Origin of the sequence: Paenibacillus pectinilyticus (assembly GCF_001700435.1) — a bacterium.
Classification (GTDB): Bacteria; Bacillota; Bacilli; order Paenibacillales; family NBRC-103111; genus Paenibacillus_E; species Paenibacillus_E pectinilyticus.
Genome location: NZ_LYPC01000027.1, coordinates 712,176 through 732,220, shown reverse-complemented (window position 1 = coordinate 732,220; position 20,045 = coordinate 712,176). Strand labels below are relative to the sequence as shown.

Sequence of the window (20,045 nt, the reverse complement as noted above, 5' to 3'; positions counted from 1 at the left end):
TGTAAACTACGAAACAGGATACTGATTTTATATTCCAGAATTTGTTAAAAAATAACTCACAAGCGGCGAAAATGATAGTTTTTGCAGCATTCGTTAGAAAAAATATTTATATTTCCGACTTTTACGCTGTTTTCTGACAAATAAAAAGCCCCCTTAAGAATAAGGGGACCTCTCACTTCAATCAGTTCGCAACTTGTGTAACCTACTCAAATAATCTAAAAATAACAACGGCAGCTTGTGCTCTTGTCGTTAAAGAACTAGGTGCGAAATTGCCATTGTCCATTCCTTCAATGATGCCGGCTTGCTGCATACTAGCAACTGCTTCCAAAGCATAGCTGCTAATGGATGCATGATCCGCAAAAGTGATCGCAGTGCTCTTCGTCGATGAATGAGCATTCATGGCCTGCATCGTCCTATAAACCATGACGGCCATATCCTGACGACTAATTTTGTCATTAACACCAAATAAAGTAGCTGTTTGACCATTTACGATTCCTAGTTTCTGCGCGCTAGCAATTGAGCTGTAATACCAGGAATTGGGTTGGACATCTGCCAGAGTTGTAGCCGCAGTAGGATCGTTCAGATCGAAGGCATTAACCAACATCATAATAAACTCCGCCCTGGTCACTTGACTCTCCGGATTAAACTGGGAATTCCCAATACCCTGTACAATGCCTCTTGCAGATAATGCTTCAATTGCGTCGCTCGCCCAGTTTACACTTGCAAGATCATGGAAATTCACTTCTTTATAAGCTGCCAGATATCTACTGAAATGCTTGGCTTTAAATGCCACCATCCCTGTTGCAGGATCATATTTACCGTCCTTGATGACCTCAAGCTTGCCATCGTCTGTCAAATAATAAATGACAACTTTGTTCGGATTCTCACCTGGCGCTAGGTTATATGGTAATTCCACTTTAACCTCATTGCCGTTAAAATCCGTTACTTTCTTGCCATTCACCATTAAGCTAAAATCATAAATCGCTGCAGAGGAACCAATCTGTTGCCGCGTCTCCGCAGATAAGGAGGAGGTATCAACCTGTGCAACTTGAAGCTGAATGTGCGTAGCTTCTTCTTTGCCGAGAAGCTTCGAAGACAACGAAACTTGAGCGAATCCGGTATCGATCTTAAGCATATCAACTTGTTTCTTTCCAGCAGCAAGGAAGTCTTGCACAGGGATATCAACCTTTATTTCCTTCGCATCTCCAGTCGCTTTCGTGGAAATGATAATTGTGCTATCAGATGCGTTTTGGATGGCTTTGGCTACATCTTCAGCAGCGATTACGGCTGAAGCCGTCCCATGATCATCCAGTTTAACCTCAACTGTTACCTTATTTCGGTCAACCTGTGAAGATGGTTGCTTCGTAGGAGGAACTGTACTACCTCCATTCGACGGTGGAGTTTCAGATGTTTCCGTTGTAATCGTCACAGTCGAACTTGCCGTAAATCCTCCGTCATCTGTGGTAGCCGTAATCGTAGCTGTTCCAACCGCAATACCAGTAACCTTACCTGTTTGATCCACCGATGCTACCGCAGTGTTATTGGAAGACCAGCTTACATCCTTATTCGTCGCATTCGAAGGCGTCACGATCGCCGAGAATTGGTGACTCGCACCAATGTTAAAACTGCTAGAGCTGCTATCCAGCGCAATACCCGTTACTGAAATTGGAATCGAAGGTTCATCGATCGTCTTACTTTTCAGAACAACCATGTCACCAGCTCCAACTTGAATCACGGTATTTCCATCTACAACCGGATAAACCGTTTCCGACTTCAAGTCCATCAAGTCTGAATCAGCTGGAACAGAAACACTCGCATCCGTAGCTCCGTTGTTTAGTGCAATATAAGCCCAATTATTATCCGCTGTTTGCAAGCGATATACATCAACTTGAACAGTGCTGACGGGCACTTGCTCCGTAACAAGTCCTTGTACTCCTTTGCCTTTCGGATAGAGAACTGTTAAGTAATTCTGATTTGGCTGATTCGTAATCCGAATGTAATTCAGCTTATTATCGCCGTCTATTTTCGGAACCATGTTAGTTGAACGTCCCCACTCCTGGGTGATGTTTGGATTTGTCGGCTGAAGCACCGTTGTTTCCAAGTCCATATTGTAATGGCCTGTGGAGGTAACTTTATTTCCTTGAATATCAGATAATTGCGAAGCAGCTACTGGCAAATTCCAAATGGTACTGGAGCTGGAACCCTTAATTTGATCCCAAATGACAAAAGCCTCCATACCGTCTTTCACATAGGCAATCTTCCGCGTCTGTGAACCCGTTGAACTGGCATTCGGATCAGCAACGCGCAATGATGTCGTATCTACGTGTGTATTCGTCGAAAAGCTATGATTATCACTGATCGCTGGCGTGTTCAAGTAAGACGTGTTATCCGTTTTCTTAAATTGAACAGTGGCATGGGATGATGAACCTGTATACCAAGCTTTGGTTCCGGCAAAATAACTTTCAACTCCGGAATCCAGTACTAATGGCGTTCCGCCCGCATACAGGACAAAGGATCCCTGATCAAAATGTCCGTGCCCAAGTGCTTTTGTATTCGCCATGATCGACATGAACGTCTCGTTGGGATTACCGAAACGGTTGCGGAACATGACAAGTCCGACTCCCTGATATTTATCTGTCGATTTTAATTCCAACGGTGTATAAGCCGGCGTGTAATGAAGTGGTTTGAAGAAGCTTTCAAGCAGAATTGTTTCAAGGCCATTTGCTGGCAATCTGCTTCCCGCCTTCACCCAAGTCTGATACATATTGGACGCAAGAGCTTCATTGGTACGACCAACTTCATCATAATAAACGCCTAGTAAGGAGAACTCATTACCGCTCGTCATAATATCGTCACCGAAAATGGGTGAGTTGATCATGTTATCTGTATACACATAAGGAGGCGTCTGAACCTCCAGATTATATTGAAACATTTTGACCAACTTCGGATTGGCGAACCAATCTTCCCCTGTTTCGTTTCGAAGCGATTTCGCATAGGCTGCCAGACGCTGGAGCACGGCAAAATGGTAACGAACGGATTCCGGCCATTCCCCTTCTGCACCGATCTGATAAGTCAATTGAGCTTTGAGAAGCTTATTCGCATTCGCGATCAGCTGTTTGCTAGCTGGAAGCTCTGGAAAGACCATAGCAAGCATGCTGGCTCCCGCCACTGCATCTGACTCCCAGTTGCTAGCTCCAAGCTGAACAGCGTAATCCTCCAACTCATTCCGATCACGTCTGTCGTTCAAGAAGAGATTGAAATAGGTAAGCTTATCGATCAGATCACGATGTTCTTCTTCCGTATATATACCAGCATCCTTGATAAACGTATACGCAGAAGCAATGACTGACGCAACCCTTCCACCCTGTACCTTGCCGTAGGCATCAATACCATCAGGTCTTGCATTGGTAAGCTGCCAATATTCCGCTCCTTGAAGAAAATCATTCAGATTGTAAAATATTCGTTCTTTTGCTTTTTTGGCATAAGTAATATCACCAGTAACCGCATATACAAGTGCGTCTGCTTGAATGCTCAAATTCGAATTCGGCCCCATGGTCGATTTCTTGTTGTTGACTAGTTCAATAGAGCCGATTGCGACACCAGCTTGGTTTTTATAGGTAATAATCGCTTTGACACCGTTAATTAACTTCCCATCGATTTTAGCCGCAAACGTAAGCGTGTGATTCAAGCCTGGCGTTACAGGGATATTTTGCTGCGATGTCCACATCCCTTGATCATTGGCCGTTGGATTTTCGATATAGATGGAACGAGTTCCATCATTCGTGAAGTTGGTTCTATTTTCCCACCTCATAATTGGGCTTCCTTTGACAGCGCTTGGCTGCCAATAATCTGGACTAGTCGTTCCTGCATCAAATCCAGGGTTTAAAATGTCCAAATCAGCCGAGTCTGGCGGGGAAATCTTGACACTATCGATCCATGCGTGGCCTAGTCCAGCTACTTCATTGTCAGCTGAATCTAAGGTGAACTGCAGCGTTGCTGTTGCTGTTCCCGCGGGTGGATTGAAATTAAGTGTTGCAGAGTTACTCCACAGCTTATATTGCGAGTTCATCACATTGTAGTCCACTTGATCATTCAGGAAAAGTCGATAGTTTTCTAGATCTGCAAGTGTTTGTTGATCGGATATTTGTTTCGCTTCTTCATATTTTGCTTTCAGTGCAGGATCTTGATTGATCTTGTCTCGCAGCTCTTGCAAACCTGCTTCCGAGAAATAGAGGTTCGAATTTGGCTCGACTTCCGTTCTCAGTACTTGCGCAGCTCGCATGACGGTCATTGCATTATAAACACGAACAAGTGCAGCACCTATCGCTTCGGTATTACCATTTTGTTTTGCTTGAAAAGCCGCTGTCACAGTTGAGTTCACGCCATCTACGACACTTTGCGGATACTGCCATGCGCCAGAGCCGATAACAGCTTGTTGAACAAGAGCATTAGCATCTGCGATGATTCGGTCGTATTTTTGCTGTAGCTTCGCATCCACGATTTGGTTCAAAGAGAGCTCCAAATATGGACGTTTAGCCGGGTCGGCGGTGTTGTTTGAATATATTTCAGAAGCGTATGTCGTCCCCGGTGTATTATCAAAGCTAAGGGTTAGCTTCTTGTCACCCAGCATTTCAACTTTCACTGAGCTCGTCAAGTCAACAGTTCCAGCACCAACCGCATCTTTCGTTCCTAGAATAAAGGTATTAACGATTGGCCCGAGAACCGGATCGCCGGATGTTGGATATACAAGCGTGTCTTCTTGCCAAGAATCGTTGCTTTCGACATGTACTTGCGTGTTATTCCGATCCGTTTTGAAGTTCGATACATGTAAATCTGCTTTCATCACGTTGGCTGTAATGGCAGACAAATCGAACTTCATGTAAGCAGTGCGGCCTTCACTATAAATAAGCGTGTTTCCATTATGCGGCTTCGTTTTCTCCGTTACCCAGACGAAGGCATCATCTGTTGGAGCTAACTGAATCGTATTATAGGTGCCTGCCAAAATATGATTGCTCGCATACCACGAAATCAATTCCTTAAGACCATATTTCTCTGAAAATGGTTGGGAGGCCTTGGAATAGTGATCGATAGCGAACTGAATGTCTTCATCCGGTCTTGGTTTATTAAATTCTCTATTACGTACAAAAGGTACTTTGTAAGTGCCGTTCAATACAGCTTCTGCATGATCGATTTGTTCCTGAACGGCATCTTTGGAAGCTTGCGTGTACATGTCTGGATCAATTTGCAACATTCCCTTTGCTTCCCATACGAGCTTAGTCAAGTCTTGACGGTACGTAGAGTAAGCCAGCTTATTTTCTTTTACGTCAATGACAGTATTGGAAATAACCGCAGTGCTAATGAAGGTCTTTCCTGCCGTCCTTAGACGATCCATCCCGAGCTCGAGATCACCAGCTGGATCATTTACCACAGTTTGGGCATACGTAATCACGGTTGCAAATTCATCTTTAGCTGCCTGTGTAACTTGCCCAGCAGCTGTTCCGACGCTGAATTGATCCTTCAACTTCCCTGCTTCTACAATCATATTCTGTAGGGCTTGCACCTTAGTTGCGGTACGTATGGTCAATTTCGGTACGAGAAAATTAACATAGGTAACTTCAGTAACCGTTCCGGAATGAATATTAACTTCCATTTTCACTTTAGCGTCCGTTTGATCAGCAAGTGGTCGTTGCACAACTCCCGCATCCGAAACGATTGCCGGTTGATCAGACTTCCAGGACAATGTTGAAAATCCATATGTACCAATTGGTTGCAGGTCTACATTGCCGTAAACCGTCATGTTATTATACTTCGCTATGAGAAGCTCTTTGTCTTTCGCAACCCGCTCAGCATCAGTCGGAGTTGGCATGCGAAGAACTGTGACGTTCATCGTAGCCGTATCCGTTATACCACCATATGTGAGGGTCGCAGTTAAGGTAATAGGAACGTCCGATTGTGTGTATTCGGGGCGCGTAACTACCCCCGCATTTGAAAGAACCGTCGGTTGACTTGAAGACCACGTGATCGCGGTATTGGTCGCCCCTTCCAATGGTAAAACCAGATTGGCCGACACGGACTTGTTGTTGAACTGTTCAAGGAGCTTAGCCTTATCATTGGCGATGCGATCAGCTGCAGTCAAAGCCTTGAGTGTTGAAATTTCGAGTACTGGTCTGTAACCATTTGATGATTTAATATTCTCCTTAGAAGCAATATCGGCTGAAGTCAATGCAATGCTGTCGACTCCACTAGCGTCCGTTCGTTTAAAAACAAGTGAGAGTTTCTTATCTCCCAGCATTTCTTGAATAACAGTATCTGTCAAATTAATAGAAACTAACGTTCCAGCTGCACCGCTAGCCGCACAGGGATAGGTTGTACAAGCCGTACTAATCAAGGATTCACCTGCTTGAGTCAGATCGGGGACGCCACCCACTTTAGGGTACCATTTGTCCCAAGTAATTGTGCTCTCTGACCAACTATCATAAACACTTCGATAAACCGTAAAATTTGTTGCATTTGTGTTGTCTTTATAAAGCTTTAATGTTGCACTTTGAATCGGATCGGTGATATCGGATAAATCGAATTTCATTAAACTGGATCTACTGCTCCCTATAACTAGTGACGTAGCAGTTCCATAGTTGGTAGTGGTACTCCCTGAGTGAATCGTAGCATCGTCCGTCGGGTTCTTCTTCACCACAACAACGCTCATCTCAGAATCATCTGCCGCCAGTGCAGGTGAAACCGTTCCAAAAAACAAACTAAAAAACATACAGAATGCCAACATACTTGAAATTCTTGTCTTCCAAAATTTCACTAACATTAGGAGTACCTCCAAAATAATCTGTTATTGTTTATCATGTAATCGGTTGCAGGTATAGCGAACAATCCCCCCTAACTACGCTCGCAATGATTTTGTGTGACTGCTTAACGAAAGATTAGCATACATAGGCATGAACTTATTTAAGGTATTCCTGCTGTTTTTTAAGACCGTTATTAATTGAAGAAACTATGAAATAAACACACCTATGTTTTTAAAAAGATACAAGCTCACGCTGCACATCAATTTCTAATTTTATATCTCCTATTGAGATGAGAAGCTTATCTTCATCTACTTTCATTACATGCAAACTCTTCTGTCCTTTCACTTTGGGATGTAAAATCGTTAGGAAGCCTTCTCGGGCATCAGAAGTGGCTCGAACATAATCCATTAAACATACCTGTTCTTGCTCAGTTTCAAAAAATGTGGTGGATCGCCCCTTTTCTAACTCAATTCGCTTCACGTTACTGACGAAGAATGTCTCCAAATCTACATCATATATCCCTTCGGAATAAACACGATTGTCTTCCAAATAAGAATGCTTTGCCGCCACTGGTAAATTAAACAACAACTCACCTTCAAAATCCTGAACGGTATCACGAATGATATAGAGATCATATTCCTTTACATAGAGAACCTTTCTAGTGTGTATGCCTTTACCTTCAGGATTCGAAATTTGTATAGTAATCGTATCTAGATGACTGCCAAGGCTACTGCTCACAACCTTACTTGTTCTTGGAACATCAACCCACCCACGCTCCAAACTATACGTCCCTGCAGACAGATTAATCGTTCCGTTACCGGACTTCTCCTGTATAGTCTTCTGGGTAGCAAACTGCATGCAAGCATGCGAATACGAACTGATATGCCAACTGGTGCTGCTGTCGAAATACCCTTCAATACCAGAGTCCATTACTAACGGAATACTGTTTTTATATAAAATAAACGAGCCTTGATCCAGATGTCCGTGAGCAATTGGCTCAGGACTGGACATAATCGCAAAATAACTTTGATTGGTGCTTCCAAAATTTTTCCTAAACACATAAATTCCCGCATTCTTATAATGCAGGGTTGAATCTAAGGAAATAGATCCGGTGGCCTTGTACGAATCACCTTTACCGAGAATATTATCGAGGGCAATGCCTTCCCCCCAGAACTTCTTGAACGGTTTACCCGCCATGTGCCATGTATGATACATGCGATCCGCTAATGCTTTATCCACCTTTTCGACATCACCTAAATAAGTTCCGTAGCTCCCGAATTCGGCTCCCCCGCTTAAGGCATGATCTCCGAACGGTGGTGTTCCGATGCGTCCATCAAAAAACGAGTACCCCGGTGTCTGCACATCGATACTGAAATCAAACATGCGGGCGAGCAGTGTCGTCTCGAACCAGTTTTCTCCGATGGCATGATCCAGCACTCTCGCAAAGCCAGCAAAGCGCTCCAATGCCGCATGATGGTAACGGATTGACTCCGGCCAGGAAGAATCCGGATTAACATTTAGCTCCAATTGAGCTTTCAACACCATATAGGCATTATAGAACCATGCTTTTCGATTCGGGAAATCGTCTAGCACAATCATCATATAGGCGGTACCTGCACACATATCCGTTTGCCAATTGCCGCTGCCATGTTGGGCATCTAGCGGAGAAAGCTCAGTACGATCCCTTAAATCCAGCATATAAGGCAGCAAATATTCAATCATCGAATAAAAGCGCTCCTTCTCCTCGCGGGTAAACACATCCGCTTCTTTAATGAAGGAATATGTTACTGCCACGCTGCATAGGACTCTTCCACCTTGAACGGCACCGTAAGAATCACTGCCATCAGGACGTGAATTACAAGCTAACCAATGCTCAGCCCCCTGACAGAAATCATTTAACGTATACAAGATTTCATTCTTTGCTTTGAAAGCGTACGTCACGTCTTGTGTAAATGCATACTGAATAGCATCGCACTGCATCGTTAATAGGAAGCAGGAGTTGGGCAACGATGATTTTCGATTAAAATCATAATCAAACACGTCGATTACATGATCCATCTCGTCTTTAAACGTAATAACCGTTTTTAACCCCTGTTTCAGCTTCCCATCAATCTTAGCTGCGAATGTCAACGTGTACGCTAGCCCGCCAGTTATTGGAATATCCTTGTCGTACGACCATCCCCCCTCATCCTGAGGTGTAGGATTACAAATATATATGGAATGCTTGGCCGTATCCGCTTTATAGGAGAATTGCGTTTGCGAAGATGGATTAGCTGTAATTACTTCCCCTTTGGCTCCACCACCGCAGAATGGATATTGGCCCTCCCATTTGAGTATCGGGGTTCCACGATGTATATCGTTCTGCCAGTGAAACGGCATATCATCGCCTTCATCGAATCCGCCATTTTCAATCGTTAAGCTGCCGCCTTGCGCGGAAAGGATGTTCACATTGTCGATCCAGACATGGCCTAGCCCCTCCTGTTCATTCTCTTGAGCAGGAAGAATGAAGGATAGCGCCGCTTTCACCGCTCCCTCCGGCGCCCGGAAATTAACAATTTTATCTGTAGAGCTCCATACATAAAAGTGCTTATTTATTTCCTCATAATCGGTTTCTTCCTTCATGAATAAATTAAGTGCTTTTTCAATGTAATCCAAACTGTATGTGTTTGCGATGTTAACGATTTGCTCATATTCTTTTTGAATCAGTGCATCGGATTGGGCTAACTCTTTTACTTTCTGCAACCCCTCAGGCGTCAGGTAAAGGGTGGAAGCCATATCAACATCCGTTCGTAGTACTCGCGAGAAACGAACATCTCTATTCATATTGATAACATGTACAACGGCCTTAGCTAAGTGCTCAACTGAGCTAGAGTTTTCCTCTTTGACTGCGTTCAATACCTGGATTGCACCTTGTAATTGAGCTACTGAAACGGTATCGAATTGCCCAATTGCTGTCCCAGTCTTCGAAGCGGCTAACAATTCCTCAGCTTTGCTAATAGCTAAATTAGCCAAGTTCTGCAGCGTTGCAAGATCTTTGTTCAACATATCTTGCTCATTAAACCAGGTTAGAGCAGGCTCCAAGCCATATTCATGATAAACGTTCCCATCCATATTGTAGGTAGGTGCCATCGTATAACGTTTTGTTGCGAATAAAACAGCTTCTTCCTCTCTAGGTTTGTAGAACTCACGATTTCTGATAAAAGGAATGTGGTATTCCCCATGTAAAGCTAGAACTGCATCTTTTACCATTGTGGTTAACGCCAGTTTAGCCCCCTCCGTAAAATATTCACCCTTTGTTTTCAATAGGGTTTGAGCGTTATCGACAAGCGATTGTAAGCGAGCCTTATGTTCTGTTTTTTCTCCCATTGTCCATCATCTCCTGCCTTAACATGATAAGTATAATCCTCAGCTATCTGCCTGAAGCGAGTTCCTCACAAATGATTCGACCTTCTTTGGATTCCACGATACGGACGGATAAATCTTCAGCCTCAATATGGTCAACTGTGACTACCTGTGTTCTACCGTCCTTCAGCTGCACTTCCACTGTACTGTCATTAATAGCCTTCACAGATATAACCATCGCTTGTGACTCAAATGGCTCAACAACCGTAATAAACCGGCCAATCTGCCCTTCTGTCCGGACTGCATACGTGATTCGACGTTGCGCTTCGTCGCCAGGAAACGCATCAGCGCCAATGAGCCCTACAAAACGCTTAGCTCCCGTCCCAGTCAAATCCAAACTTATAGTTCCATCTCTGTCATGATCAATTGGACTGGTCGGAATCGCATTCGCATATTCATTGCCAACAATCGTTACCCGTCCGCCTTCGTAATCTTTACCAATACCGAAGCCGAGATCGATATTCTCATACATCAAGGCTAACTCAGATAACAGTTTTGTACTCCCGTCTGCTAGGACTAGATAAGCATCTCCCCAGAAAAGTCCTTGTTTGGTTCGCTGGGGATACTTCTGCTCGTTATAGATAGGGTGGTTCTTTACTTTTAGCTTTATCGTTTTTGCTCCTTGCAAATCGATATCGCATTTCCCCTCACCCAGCAACCATGCCCCAAACTCACCATGTGCTTGAACTTCACCATCAACCTCTACCTGGTAGGAGAATGGAATTGTAATACCATGATGCTCCGCTGCCCGACCAGTAATTTGAACTGACTGAGGTGGCCATGCCGTATGTACATCCATTTTCAATACACCAGGGATATTATGTGCCGTGCGATTTCCACGCATATCTTCCCCTTCGCCAAACACTGTCTCGAAGTTGGCGACACTTGAGCCAGAGACATCATACCAATGGCAATCGGTAATAAACTGAGCATCCGACAATGGATTATCCGTCCATTGACTCGTATGCTTGGTATATCTTACCTCCTGCCCTTGGATCCCTTTAAACCCTTTAATTTGGAATAAGCTGTCGTACTGATGCTCCATTTCTCCTTTCACATAATCAAACAAAACCAAATAGTCATCCGTAACGGCCATCACTCTTCGCTGTAAGATCGGTTCCGTGAAATCCGATAAAGCGCCATAAGGCGGTGCATCCTTCACTTCTGGCAGCCAGCTTGCGTTCAATTGGCATCGATCTGCTAAAGTTTCATTGTCGCTATAAATCATGCCGCCATACGGTGGATAGGACCAACGTGACACGGTTTCGATTGCTGTAGCCTGAATCGCTTGGCCGCCGTAAAACATCAAGCGTTTGGAGTCGCTTGGCACCTGCATTTTCCCATCGACAACCACCATGTTTTTGGTCATCGAATTTTGCACATAAAACTTATACATAAAATGCCCATAACTCCACCAGACATGCTCAGGATTAAAGAAACTGCGTCCGTGGCGCATAATGGACAGTACTTCCGTACGGTCAAAATGCCCGTGTGCATAACCATGTGAACCATAACGTAGGACCGCTTGGATTTGATCTTTTTGCTCGCGGTTCGCCGTCTGACTTCTTAACATGGCGATTCCTACGTTATCTGAAAATGCGTTTTTCTTCGTATAGGTGGAAACGTACTCCGGTAGATCAGCATGGCCGAATATAGGGTCAGCTTGTTCAAACCGATGGATAACCGCGATGTATTCCGGATCCTGATAATAGTGATAAGCCAAATCAAATGTAGAGCCGAAATGGACACCACCCAGCTTTTTCTCATCGGAGTCGCTGATGCCGAACAACACACCACGATCATTCAGAAATGGAATGACAGCATCAAACAAATCTTTGATACAGACATAGCTTTTACGATTACCGCCCCACTTCTTGTTGTACATGGCGAATCTAACTTCCGCTTCTTGGCCATCGAATGTACTGTTAACTTCATCATTAAATGGAATCCTGAAATGCGTGTGCAGCAAGTTGTATCCGAACGGAAGTAATGCATGTGCAGTATGAATGTACATAGATGAAACCCACGTGTTGTACCCAACGGAGCATTCATGCCACCATCCATCGTTAAACAAACCGTATTTCAATTGATCAATCGAGCCTCCAGCACCGTACATAAAGCGAAGCGCTCTATCCATATCTTGAATTGCTAATGCGCAATACAAGGCACCTGTAATTTCAGACAGGAGCCAATTGGAGATATGACCTCTTTGAAGATGATGATCCAGGATGTCCATGTAGATTCGGAACGATTTTTCAATGCCTCGATGATCTTCGACGGTTAGCACACCCGCATCATGGATGATGTCGTAAGGAATCGCAAGATGCTGGAAGAAATGACCCTCCTGCACATAGCTTTGGCTGCAGCCCTTCTTCTTTTTAGGATATCCGTTATCTTCATTAATAAAATAACGCAAGAATTTCGCTACTTTCTCTGCATACTTCAATTCCTTGGTCAATGCGTAGGCATATGCGGCCGACATGATCCCATATTCCTCACTTGTGTTATAACAGTAATCTCTCTCATCAACCGGCAGCGGCGGAGTCACCTCCCACCGATCTGCTACTGCAATGATATCGTCATACCCTGCTTTAAATGTGGCATGGGTATCTATCTTCGTCTTGACCGCTCTCCACTGTTCTTCATTATGATAAATGTAGGGATGTTGCAAACTACGCATCGTTTTAAAGGCTACTTGTACGGCACTTGTACTATCTCCTCCTGCGATAAAACGGAGTACCGTCGTCTCATGTCCCCCAGCCACCATGCGCTCATGTATGTTAACTGTTGCTGTAACTTCCTGTTTCGCATTAGGCTCTAATGTGAATCGTGAAGGTGTGATGACCGGTAGCAGAGACTCCCAACCTTCAAACATCTGTTTGACGATCACACTTTGCTTAACCTCTGTGCAATTATGAATCGTCATTGTATAGACAACTGCATCACCAATCTCACCGGATTTACCCCGTATATCACTTTCCAGATAGATCTTCTGCTCTCTTCGAAGTTCCGCCCGAATGAGTTCAGTTTCTCCGCGCAGCTCGAAACTCTTGAGAAAGCGCCATATATTCCCTTTACTTGCTTCAATATCAAAATCAGACAACTTCAAGCTGACTCTATGCTCTCCTGCACCAGCCAACCAGACTGACGCTGAAACAGATCGATCGTCTAGAAACCTAGCAATAACGGTTACTTGTGTTTCTTCATCTGCTGTATAAATAACAAGCTCCAAGCCATGCCAGCCCATGACATCCAGCGCCGCATCATTCCCTCTTTCGAAACCGATCGGATACCAACCAACCGCTCCATCTGGGATTGGGAATTCCAAATTCAATCCTTGCTCCAGCTGATACCCATAATTTCCTTTGGTGCCCGCATGATGCCACTCTTCTAATAAATCTATTCGATTTGCCATTTAATTCACTCCTTTCTACTTCTAAAAGCATGATAAAGAAAGCGACAATTGAGCACAATCCTACTCAACTGTCGCCCTTATTATTATTTGCCGCCTTTATCCAAATAAGCTTGGATTTGCTTTTGCAGCTCAGCGCGGACTTTGTCCATACCAAGTGCTTTTAATTCGCCGCTCAACTTGGCAGTTTGAGCTTCCCAGTCTTTGATCTGACCAGCTTTCAACAATTGAATAAATGGATCAGTTTTGGAAGTGATGCTTGCAACCTCCGCTTTTACATTCGTGTTGTCAAAGGTAAACATCGCAAGCGGGGCTGAATAATACGTGTCCGTTTTCGCCGAGTACTCAAAATATTTGCGTGAAGTATCATCCAAATCTTGACTGAGTCGGATCATGTTTGGATTCCAAGTCATTTCAAATCCATTAAAAATATAGTTTTTGGACTCATCGAGTAATTTGATCTGATTGCTGCCAACCGCTTCCCAATGCTTCCCAGGGATGCCGTATTCAAATAAATCATGGTTTTCTTGACTGCTGAACAACCAATCGAAATATTTCATTGTTCTATCAATATTTTTGGAAGTCGCTGGAATTGCAATCGAATTGTTCGATCTGTAACTCGTGCTGATCGCATGCGGTTTCATGTCGCGAATATCTTTTCTAAGTACGAAAAACTCCAGATCTGCTGTGGAAATCGCGTCCTTCAGCTTCTTTCTGTCTGCAGCAAAAGAACTAATTGTGCCATAATACGATGCCGCTTTTCCCGACATGAAATATGCTTTACTATCCTTTTGGCTAATTACGTCTTTCTCTAAATATTTGCTCCATTCCGCCCATTTATCGTACTGAGGGAATGCTGTTTTCGCCGTGTTGAAGGGAGCTGGCAGCTTCGCAAATGCGCTAGCTTCATCACCCAGCGCAGCCATATTCTGAACTTTTTTCCCGTCATCGGATAATTGAACAAGGAAAGGAATACCCGAAATGCCAACAGTGCCCATGTTTGGAACGTTAATACTCGGTTCACCTGTCCAGATTTCTTGGAAACCGCCATTTCCACTAACCGCAAGAGGGGTAACAGTCTTGTCGTTTTCTTGAACCTTCTTATAATAGTTTTCGAGATCCTCATAGCTGTTAATCTTGCCAAAACCGTATTTCTCACGTAAATCTTTACGAATATAAACGACAGGCAAATCATAAAAATACTGCGTGAATGGGATCGTGTACAGATGATTGTCAAAACGCTTATTCGCTGCTACAAATTCAGGTGTAAACGCTTTCTTTAAGCCGGGATAGGCATCATTATTAAAATATTTATCGAGCTGTGCATAAGCACCTTGTGGAACTAGTTCCTTCAGATTCATAAAGTCGGCATCAAACACGAAATCGATATCCTCGCCTGCAGTCATCATAAGCTTCACTTTTTGCTTATGATCAGCAGCTGGATTCCATTGAATATTTAACTTCGTATTCAGAGTGTCTTTGGTGCGCTTTTCAAATTCATCCATGACGAGCTGCATATCTTTCGGCGGATCGCCGAAAAGCATTCCCTTCAGTGTAACAGGTGCCAATTTTGCAGGAGCTGTAGAAGAGACTGCAGTAGTACCAGTGGCAGCAGTACTTGCTTCAGGTTGTTTGGAATCGCTACAAGCTGTAGCGGTGCTTAATACCGCTAACGCCACTAACGAAGTAGAAATGGTTCTTGTTTTCATTTTTATATCCTCCCTATATGTGATGATCTATACTAAACCGCAGACAGCGGATCTAGCCTTTCACTGCCCCAACCATTAAACCTTTAACGAAATATTTTTGCAGAAATGGATATAAGAAGATGATCGGACCAATCGTTACGATCGTCGTAGCCAACCGTACTGTAATCGCTGGTGGGATAAAGTTCGGAATATGTACATCGGCTGAAACCTGATTAACATAGTCCAAATTGTTCATAATACGTTGAATCAAATATTGCAGCGGAAACTTATGCGGATCGTTGATATATAACAGCGCGCTGAACCAATTGTTCCAATAACCCAAAGCGTAGAACAACCCAATCGTAGCAAGCGCAGGCAACGAAACTGGGAGAATGATTCGAAATAAAATATAAGCATCATTCGCCCCATCCATCTTTGCAGATTCTGCAAGCGATTCATCAATTGTTGCAAAGAAATTCCGCAGCAGAAACATGTTCCAAGCGCTAATCATGCTCGGGATGATAAGTACCCAAATGGAGTCTTTCATACCTAAGTATTTGGAAATCAACAAATAGGAAGCAACCAAACCACCATGGAATAACATCGTAAAATAAACGAAAAAGGCGATTTTATTGCGATATTTTACGGATTTAACGGAAATGGCATAAGCCATAGCACTGGTGAAAATCATCGATAACGTCGTGCCGACAAGGGTAACAAAAGTAGTTACGCCATATGCACGAAAGATCGTATTATTTTCAAAAATCAATTTATATGCCTGTAGCGAGAATTCTTTGGGAAAGAATGTATAGCCTTTCTTCAATATCTCTCCTTCTGTAGCAAACGAGCTCGCTAGAACCGAAATAAATGGAATTAAACAGTAAATCGAGAACACAGCAAGAATGAGATAAAACACAAGTTTTAACAGCTTATCTGATAAACTTTCTTGAATCATATGTAGCCCTCCATTTCTTAGAAGATAGCCGAATCTGGCGATGTTTTCTTAGCCACATAGTTTACGGTAATCACTAAAATGAATCCGATAATTGATTGTAAGAAGCCAACAGCGGCTGACATCCCCATATCCCCAAGATCCATCAATGCGCGGAAAACGTAGGTGTCAATAACATCAGTTGATGGGTAAAGAAGCGGGTTTCTGCCAATAATCGCATAAATCATACCGAAATCGCCGTTAAAGATGCCCCCTACAGCAAGTATGGTCAATAGGATGACTGTCGGTTTCAAGAGCGGTAACGTGATGTAGCGAATTTTTTGTAGTCGGCTCGCGCCATCCATCGCAGCAGATTCGTAGATCTCCGGATTTATACCCGAAATCGTGGCCATGTATACGATCGATCCGAATCCGGCACCATGCCAAATTTTCAACATAACGAGAATCGCTGGCCAGTAGTGCGGAGAAGACAAGTATTGTATGGGTCCGATCCCGAACATACCTATGAATTGGTTTAAAAATCCTCCATCTGTCGCCACGAAAGCGGTCATGAACATGGCAACAACCGTCCACGAGAGAAAATGCGGAAAAATCATAACGGATTGGGAAATTTTCTTAAACGCTTTGCCCCCAATCTCCGTCACCATAATCGCAATCGCTACAGCAGCAATCGTTCCAAATGTAATAAACAGTACATTCAGAAATACCGTATTGCTCACGATTTTAATCCAATCACTGGAGTTGAAGAAGAATTGGAAGTTTTTTAATCCGACGAATTTACTGCCCGTTATGCCCTTCACCGCTTTAAAGTCTTGGAAGGCGACAACGATCCCTCCCATTGGTAGATAAGCAAAAACTAAGAACCAGATAATACCGGGAAGCGCCAAAAAGTACATGAATTTATTTACTTTCAGTTCATGAATAAAAGCACCGATCACACCGCGTTGTTTCTTAGCTTCCGATGCTTTCATCGTTGTTTTTGTGGATATTATTGTGTTGCTCATCTTGTTTCCTCCTTTCACCAGGTCGATGACTCCACTTTACGTTGGTTCATCACTTCTTAAAAGTTTAAGATCTAGCCAAAATCACTGATTTCCACCGAAATCCATGTGTGAAATTACACTACTTTCAATTATTTATGCTTTTATCAACTAAAAAGGCGAACATATGAACTTATCTTGCCAAAGTTCATATGCTCGCCATTGGAATTTAAACATGCTCATTTGCTGGAATACTTACGATCACGCTTCTTGTATGCTGCTGAACTTATGATGCTTCCTATAATGATCCGGCGTCTTGCCACAATGCTTTTTGAAAGAAACATAAAAGTAATTCGTATTTTCCATCCCTACCATCTCACCAATTTTATTTGCCGGAAGATCAGTTTTAACTAGCAGTTCTTTGGCTTTGGTAAAACGGTAGTCGCTCAGATAAGACGTAATCGATTGTCCTGCAATCTCTTTGAATACTTTGCGCATGTAATTCATGGAGAGACCTCCGACTTCCACCAATGACTCCACGGTTAAGTTCGGGTCTGCATACTGCTCATGAATATGCTGAATTATTTTGTCTACAATCCACTTGTTCTTCTGTTGCGATTGCAAGTCTCTAGAGCCTATCGCTTGCTCACATACATCTAAATACCAAGCCTCGATTTCCTCTAGCGTCTCCAACTCATTAAGCGCAAACATGAGGCTGCTGATATCCATGATTGACCCATTGCTACTCTGCATGGTCATTGCTTTAGCCGTTCGGGCAGTAGAAATGAGCAATTGAGTCAAGCTGAGCATCATCTCATCTGGCGTAGCTTGGCGGGTATAGGCAAGGAAGGAAGCAAAGGCTTCTCTGATACCCGCCATATCACCGAGCTTCAGCTGATCGGTGATCTGTTTCTCCATGGCAGACACTAGGTTGTCTTGCAGAGACTCTCTTGACTTTTCAATGCCTGAATGAATAATAGCTCCGTTCCCTGAGATAATGCGATAAGCGAAAGCAAGCTTGGCTGCCTCCCTTGAGCATTCGATTTCCGATAAACGTAAGCTCTCCGATCCCACTGCAATCGAGAGGGATAAATGTAAAAATCGAACCACATTGTCTTGTATATCCTGCAGCATCTCCGTGAGATGGGGCTCGAGCTCAGCATTCTCATGCACGTTCACAATCATTGCAATACCATCATCACCAGAGTCAAAACAAACTGCTGGCATTCGGTTAGAGCTAACCTCAACGGCTATATTTGATATCGCATATCTCAACAAGGCAATATCAGATTGCTTATAAGTGGCTAGCAGCTGACGGTAGGCATCGAGTCGAAGCAAGCATACGACATATCTCGGATAAGTAAATTCAATTCCCACGCGGGCCAGTTTTCTAGCCATCTCCTCTTCGTTCGACCAACCTCCGGATGTCAGTAAGCGAAGCACTTCATGCCTTTTGGCCGAACGATAATCCTGCACACTTAACTGCAAATCCTGAATCTGATGATCTAAGTAAAAAAAAGTTCTCCCTAGTACATCTAATTCGGATTCTCCTTGTAGCTTATTGTTCCCTCCGGTGGAGTGATTCACTTTCGCTAGAAGACGATGAATAGGACCGTAAATCCACTTCGTAAAGAATCCGCCTACAAGTAAAACAATTATGAGTAAACAACCTGTCACCATTAAAATAAACCTTTGTGTTTCCCTGACTTCACTCAGAAGATTCTCATAATCAATTAAACCAATGAACGTCCATCCTAAGCTTTCAGATTTAATATAGGAAACCCGGTAATTTCGACCTTCTTTTTTGAATTCAAAGGAACCTTTCGACTTAGGAGAGTTGTTAATCGACTGAACATACGACTCTTCTGTTAAATTCTTGTTAATCATCTCGTTCGTGGAATGGGTAATTACGGTGCCTTGTTTATTCAATATCATGGATTCGAACAAACTGCTTTGGGCCCCGTTCATGACCATACTTTGAAGTGTACGCTGGTCCAAATTAAGCACCATCGCGCCATTCGAAACCTTGCCAACCGCATTTAGAAATAGGAGAGAAATCACATTCATCTCATATTTCCTATCATAGATGGCATAATTGATATGACGGGGATAAAAGATGTTCGAGCGATTCGGCAGAATATTTGCCAATAGATTAAGCACATCTGGGTCATAGAAGTCGTCAAACGATTTAACGGTGCTAAGTGATGAGAACGCCAGCTTCTTCTGATCATTCAGTAAGTAGATCGAGTGGATCAAGGGATTCGTACTTGTTAATTCATAGAGTTTGTTGCCAATTCTACCGAATTCACTCGTATTGAAATCCATATTATAAAAACTCATCTGAATTTCAGGACCGTTAAATGCACTTCCGAAATTAGTGAATGTAGATGTCAATAAGATGTTCGCTGTATTGAAAGACTGTTCAATGGCCGTATCGGTTGAACGATCAATTTGTTCAGTTAAACTTCGTGAAACTTTGGACGCGATGACAAATGTCAGTACACCAATGACTAAAAGTCCTACCAAAAGATAGGACAAAATAATTCGAATCAACATATTTCTATTTTTCAGGAAGGCTTGCAAGCTTCTCATCACGTTCCTCCTCTGGTTTATGGCAAAAGAAAAAAGAGACAGCCGATATAGATAGGTCGCCTCTTTTTACTGTATCAAATGGTTAATGGAACTTGGATGCAGTTTTTTAACACATGTATGCGCTTTTTTAACTATTTAAATAAAAATCAATGCCGATTTCATCGTTGGACAGCAGGTAGCTTGAATGGGCGATCCTATTGTATAATTTAATTAAAGTCAACTTAA

Annotated in this window: 7 protein-coding genes; all 7 read right to left on the bottom strand. The window is 43.2% G+C overall.

Annotation, left to right across the window (positions count from 1 at the left end):
• Positions 1-202 precede the first annotated feature (202 nt).
• The gene (locus A8709_RS24905; protein WP_065856218.1) at positions 203-6,814 is read right to left on the bottom strand and encodes an immunoglobulin-like domain-containing protein; all 6,612 of its coding nucleotides are present in this window, start codon (positions 6,812-6,814) and stop codon (positions 203-205) included.
• Between the two features lie 211 nt (positions 6,815-7,025).
• Positions 7,026-10,160, bottom strand: a complete 3,135-nt coding sequence (locus A8709_RS24900; RefSeq protein WP_065856216.1) for a heparinase II/III domain-containing protein — start codon at positions 10,158-10,160, stop codon at positions 7,026-7,028.
• A 43-nt stretch (positions 10,161-10,203) separates the two neighbouring features.
• Complete coding sequence (locus tag A8709_RS24895; RefSeq protein WP_065856214.1) at positions 10,204-13,611, bottom strand: COG1470 family protein; 3,408 nt, start codon at positions 13,609-13,611, stop codon at positions 10,204-10,206.
• Between the two features lie 83 nt (positions 13,612-13,694).
• Complete coding sequence (locus tag A8709_RS24890) at positions 13,695-15,317, bottom strand: ABC transporter substrate-binding protein (RefSeq protein ID WP_065856213.1); 1,623 nt, start codon at positions 15,315-15,317, stop codon at positions 13,695-13,697.
• Between the two features lie 52 nt (positions 15,318-15,369).
• On the bottom strand, positions 15,370-16,251 hold the full coding sequence (locus tag A8709_RS24885) for a carbohydrate ABC transporter permease (protein WP_065856211.1): 882 nt from the start codon (positions 16,249-16,251) through the stop codon (positions 15,370-15,372).
• A gap of 17 nt (positions 16,252-16,268) precedes the next feature.
• Positions 16,269-17,252, bottom strand: a complete 984-nt coding sequence (locus A8709_RS24880) for an ABC transporter permease (protein WP_065856209.1) — start codon at positions 17,250-17,252, stop codon at positions 16,269-16,271.
• 237 nt (positions 17,253-17,489) lie between these two features.
• A complete protein-coding gene (locus A8709_RS24875) occupies positions 17,490-19,820 on the bottom strand; it encodes a helix-turn-helix domain-containing protein (protein ID WP_065856207.1) in 2,331 nt (776 codons plus the stop codon).
• Between the last annotated feature and the right edge of the window lie 225 nt (positions 19,821-20,045).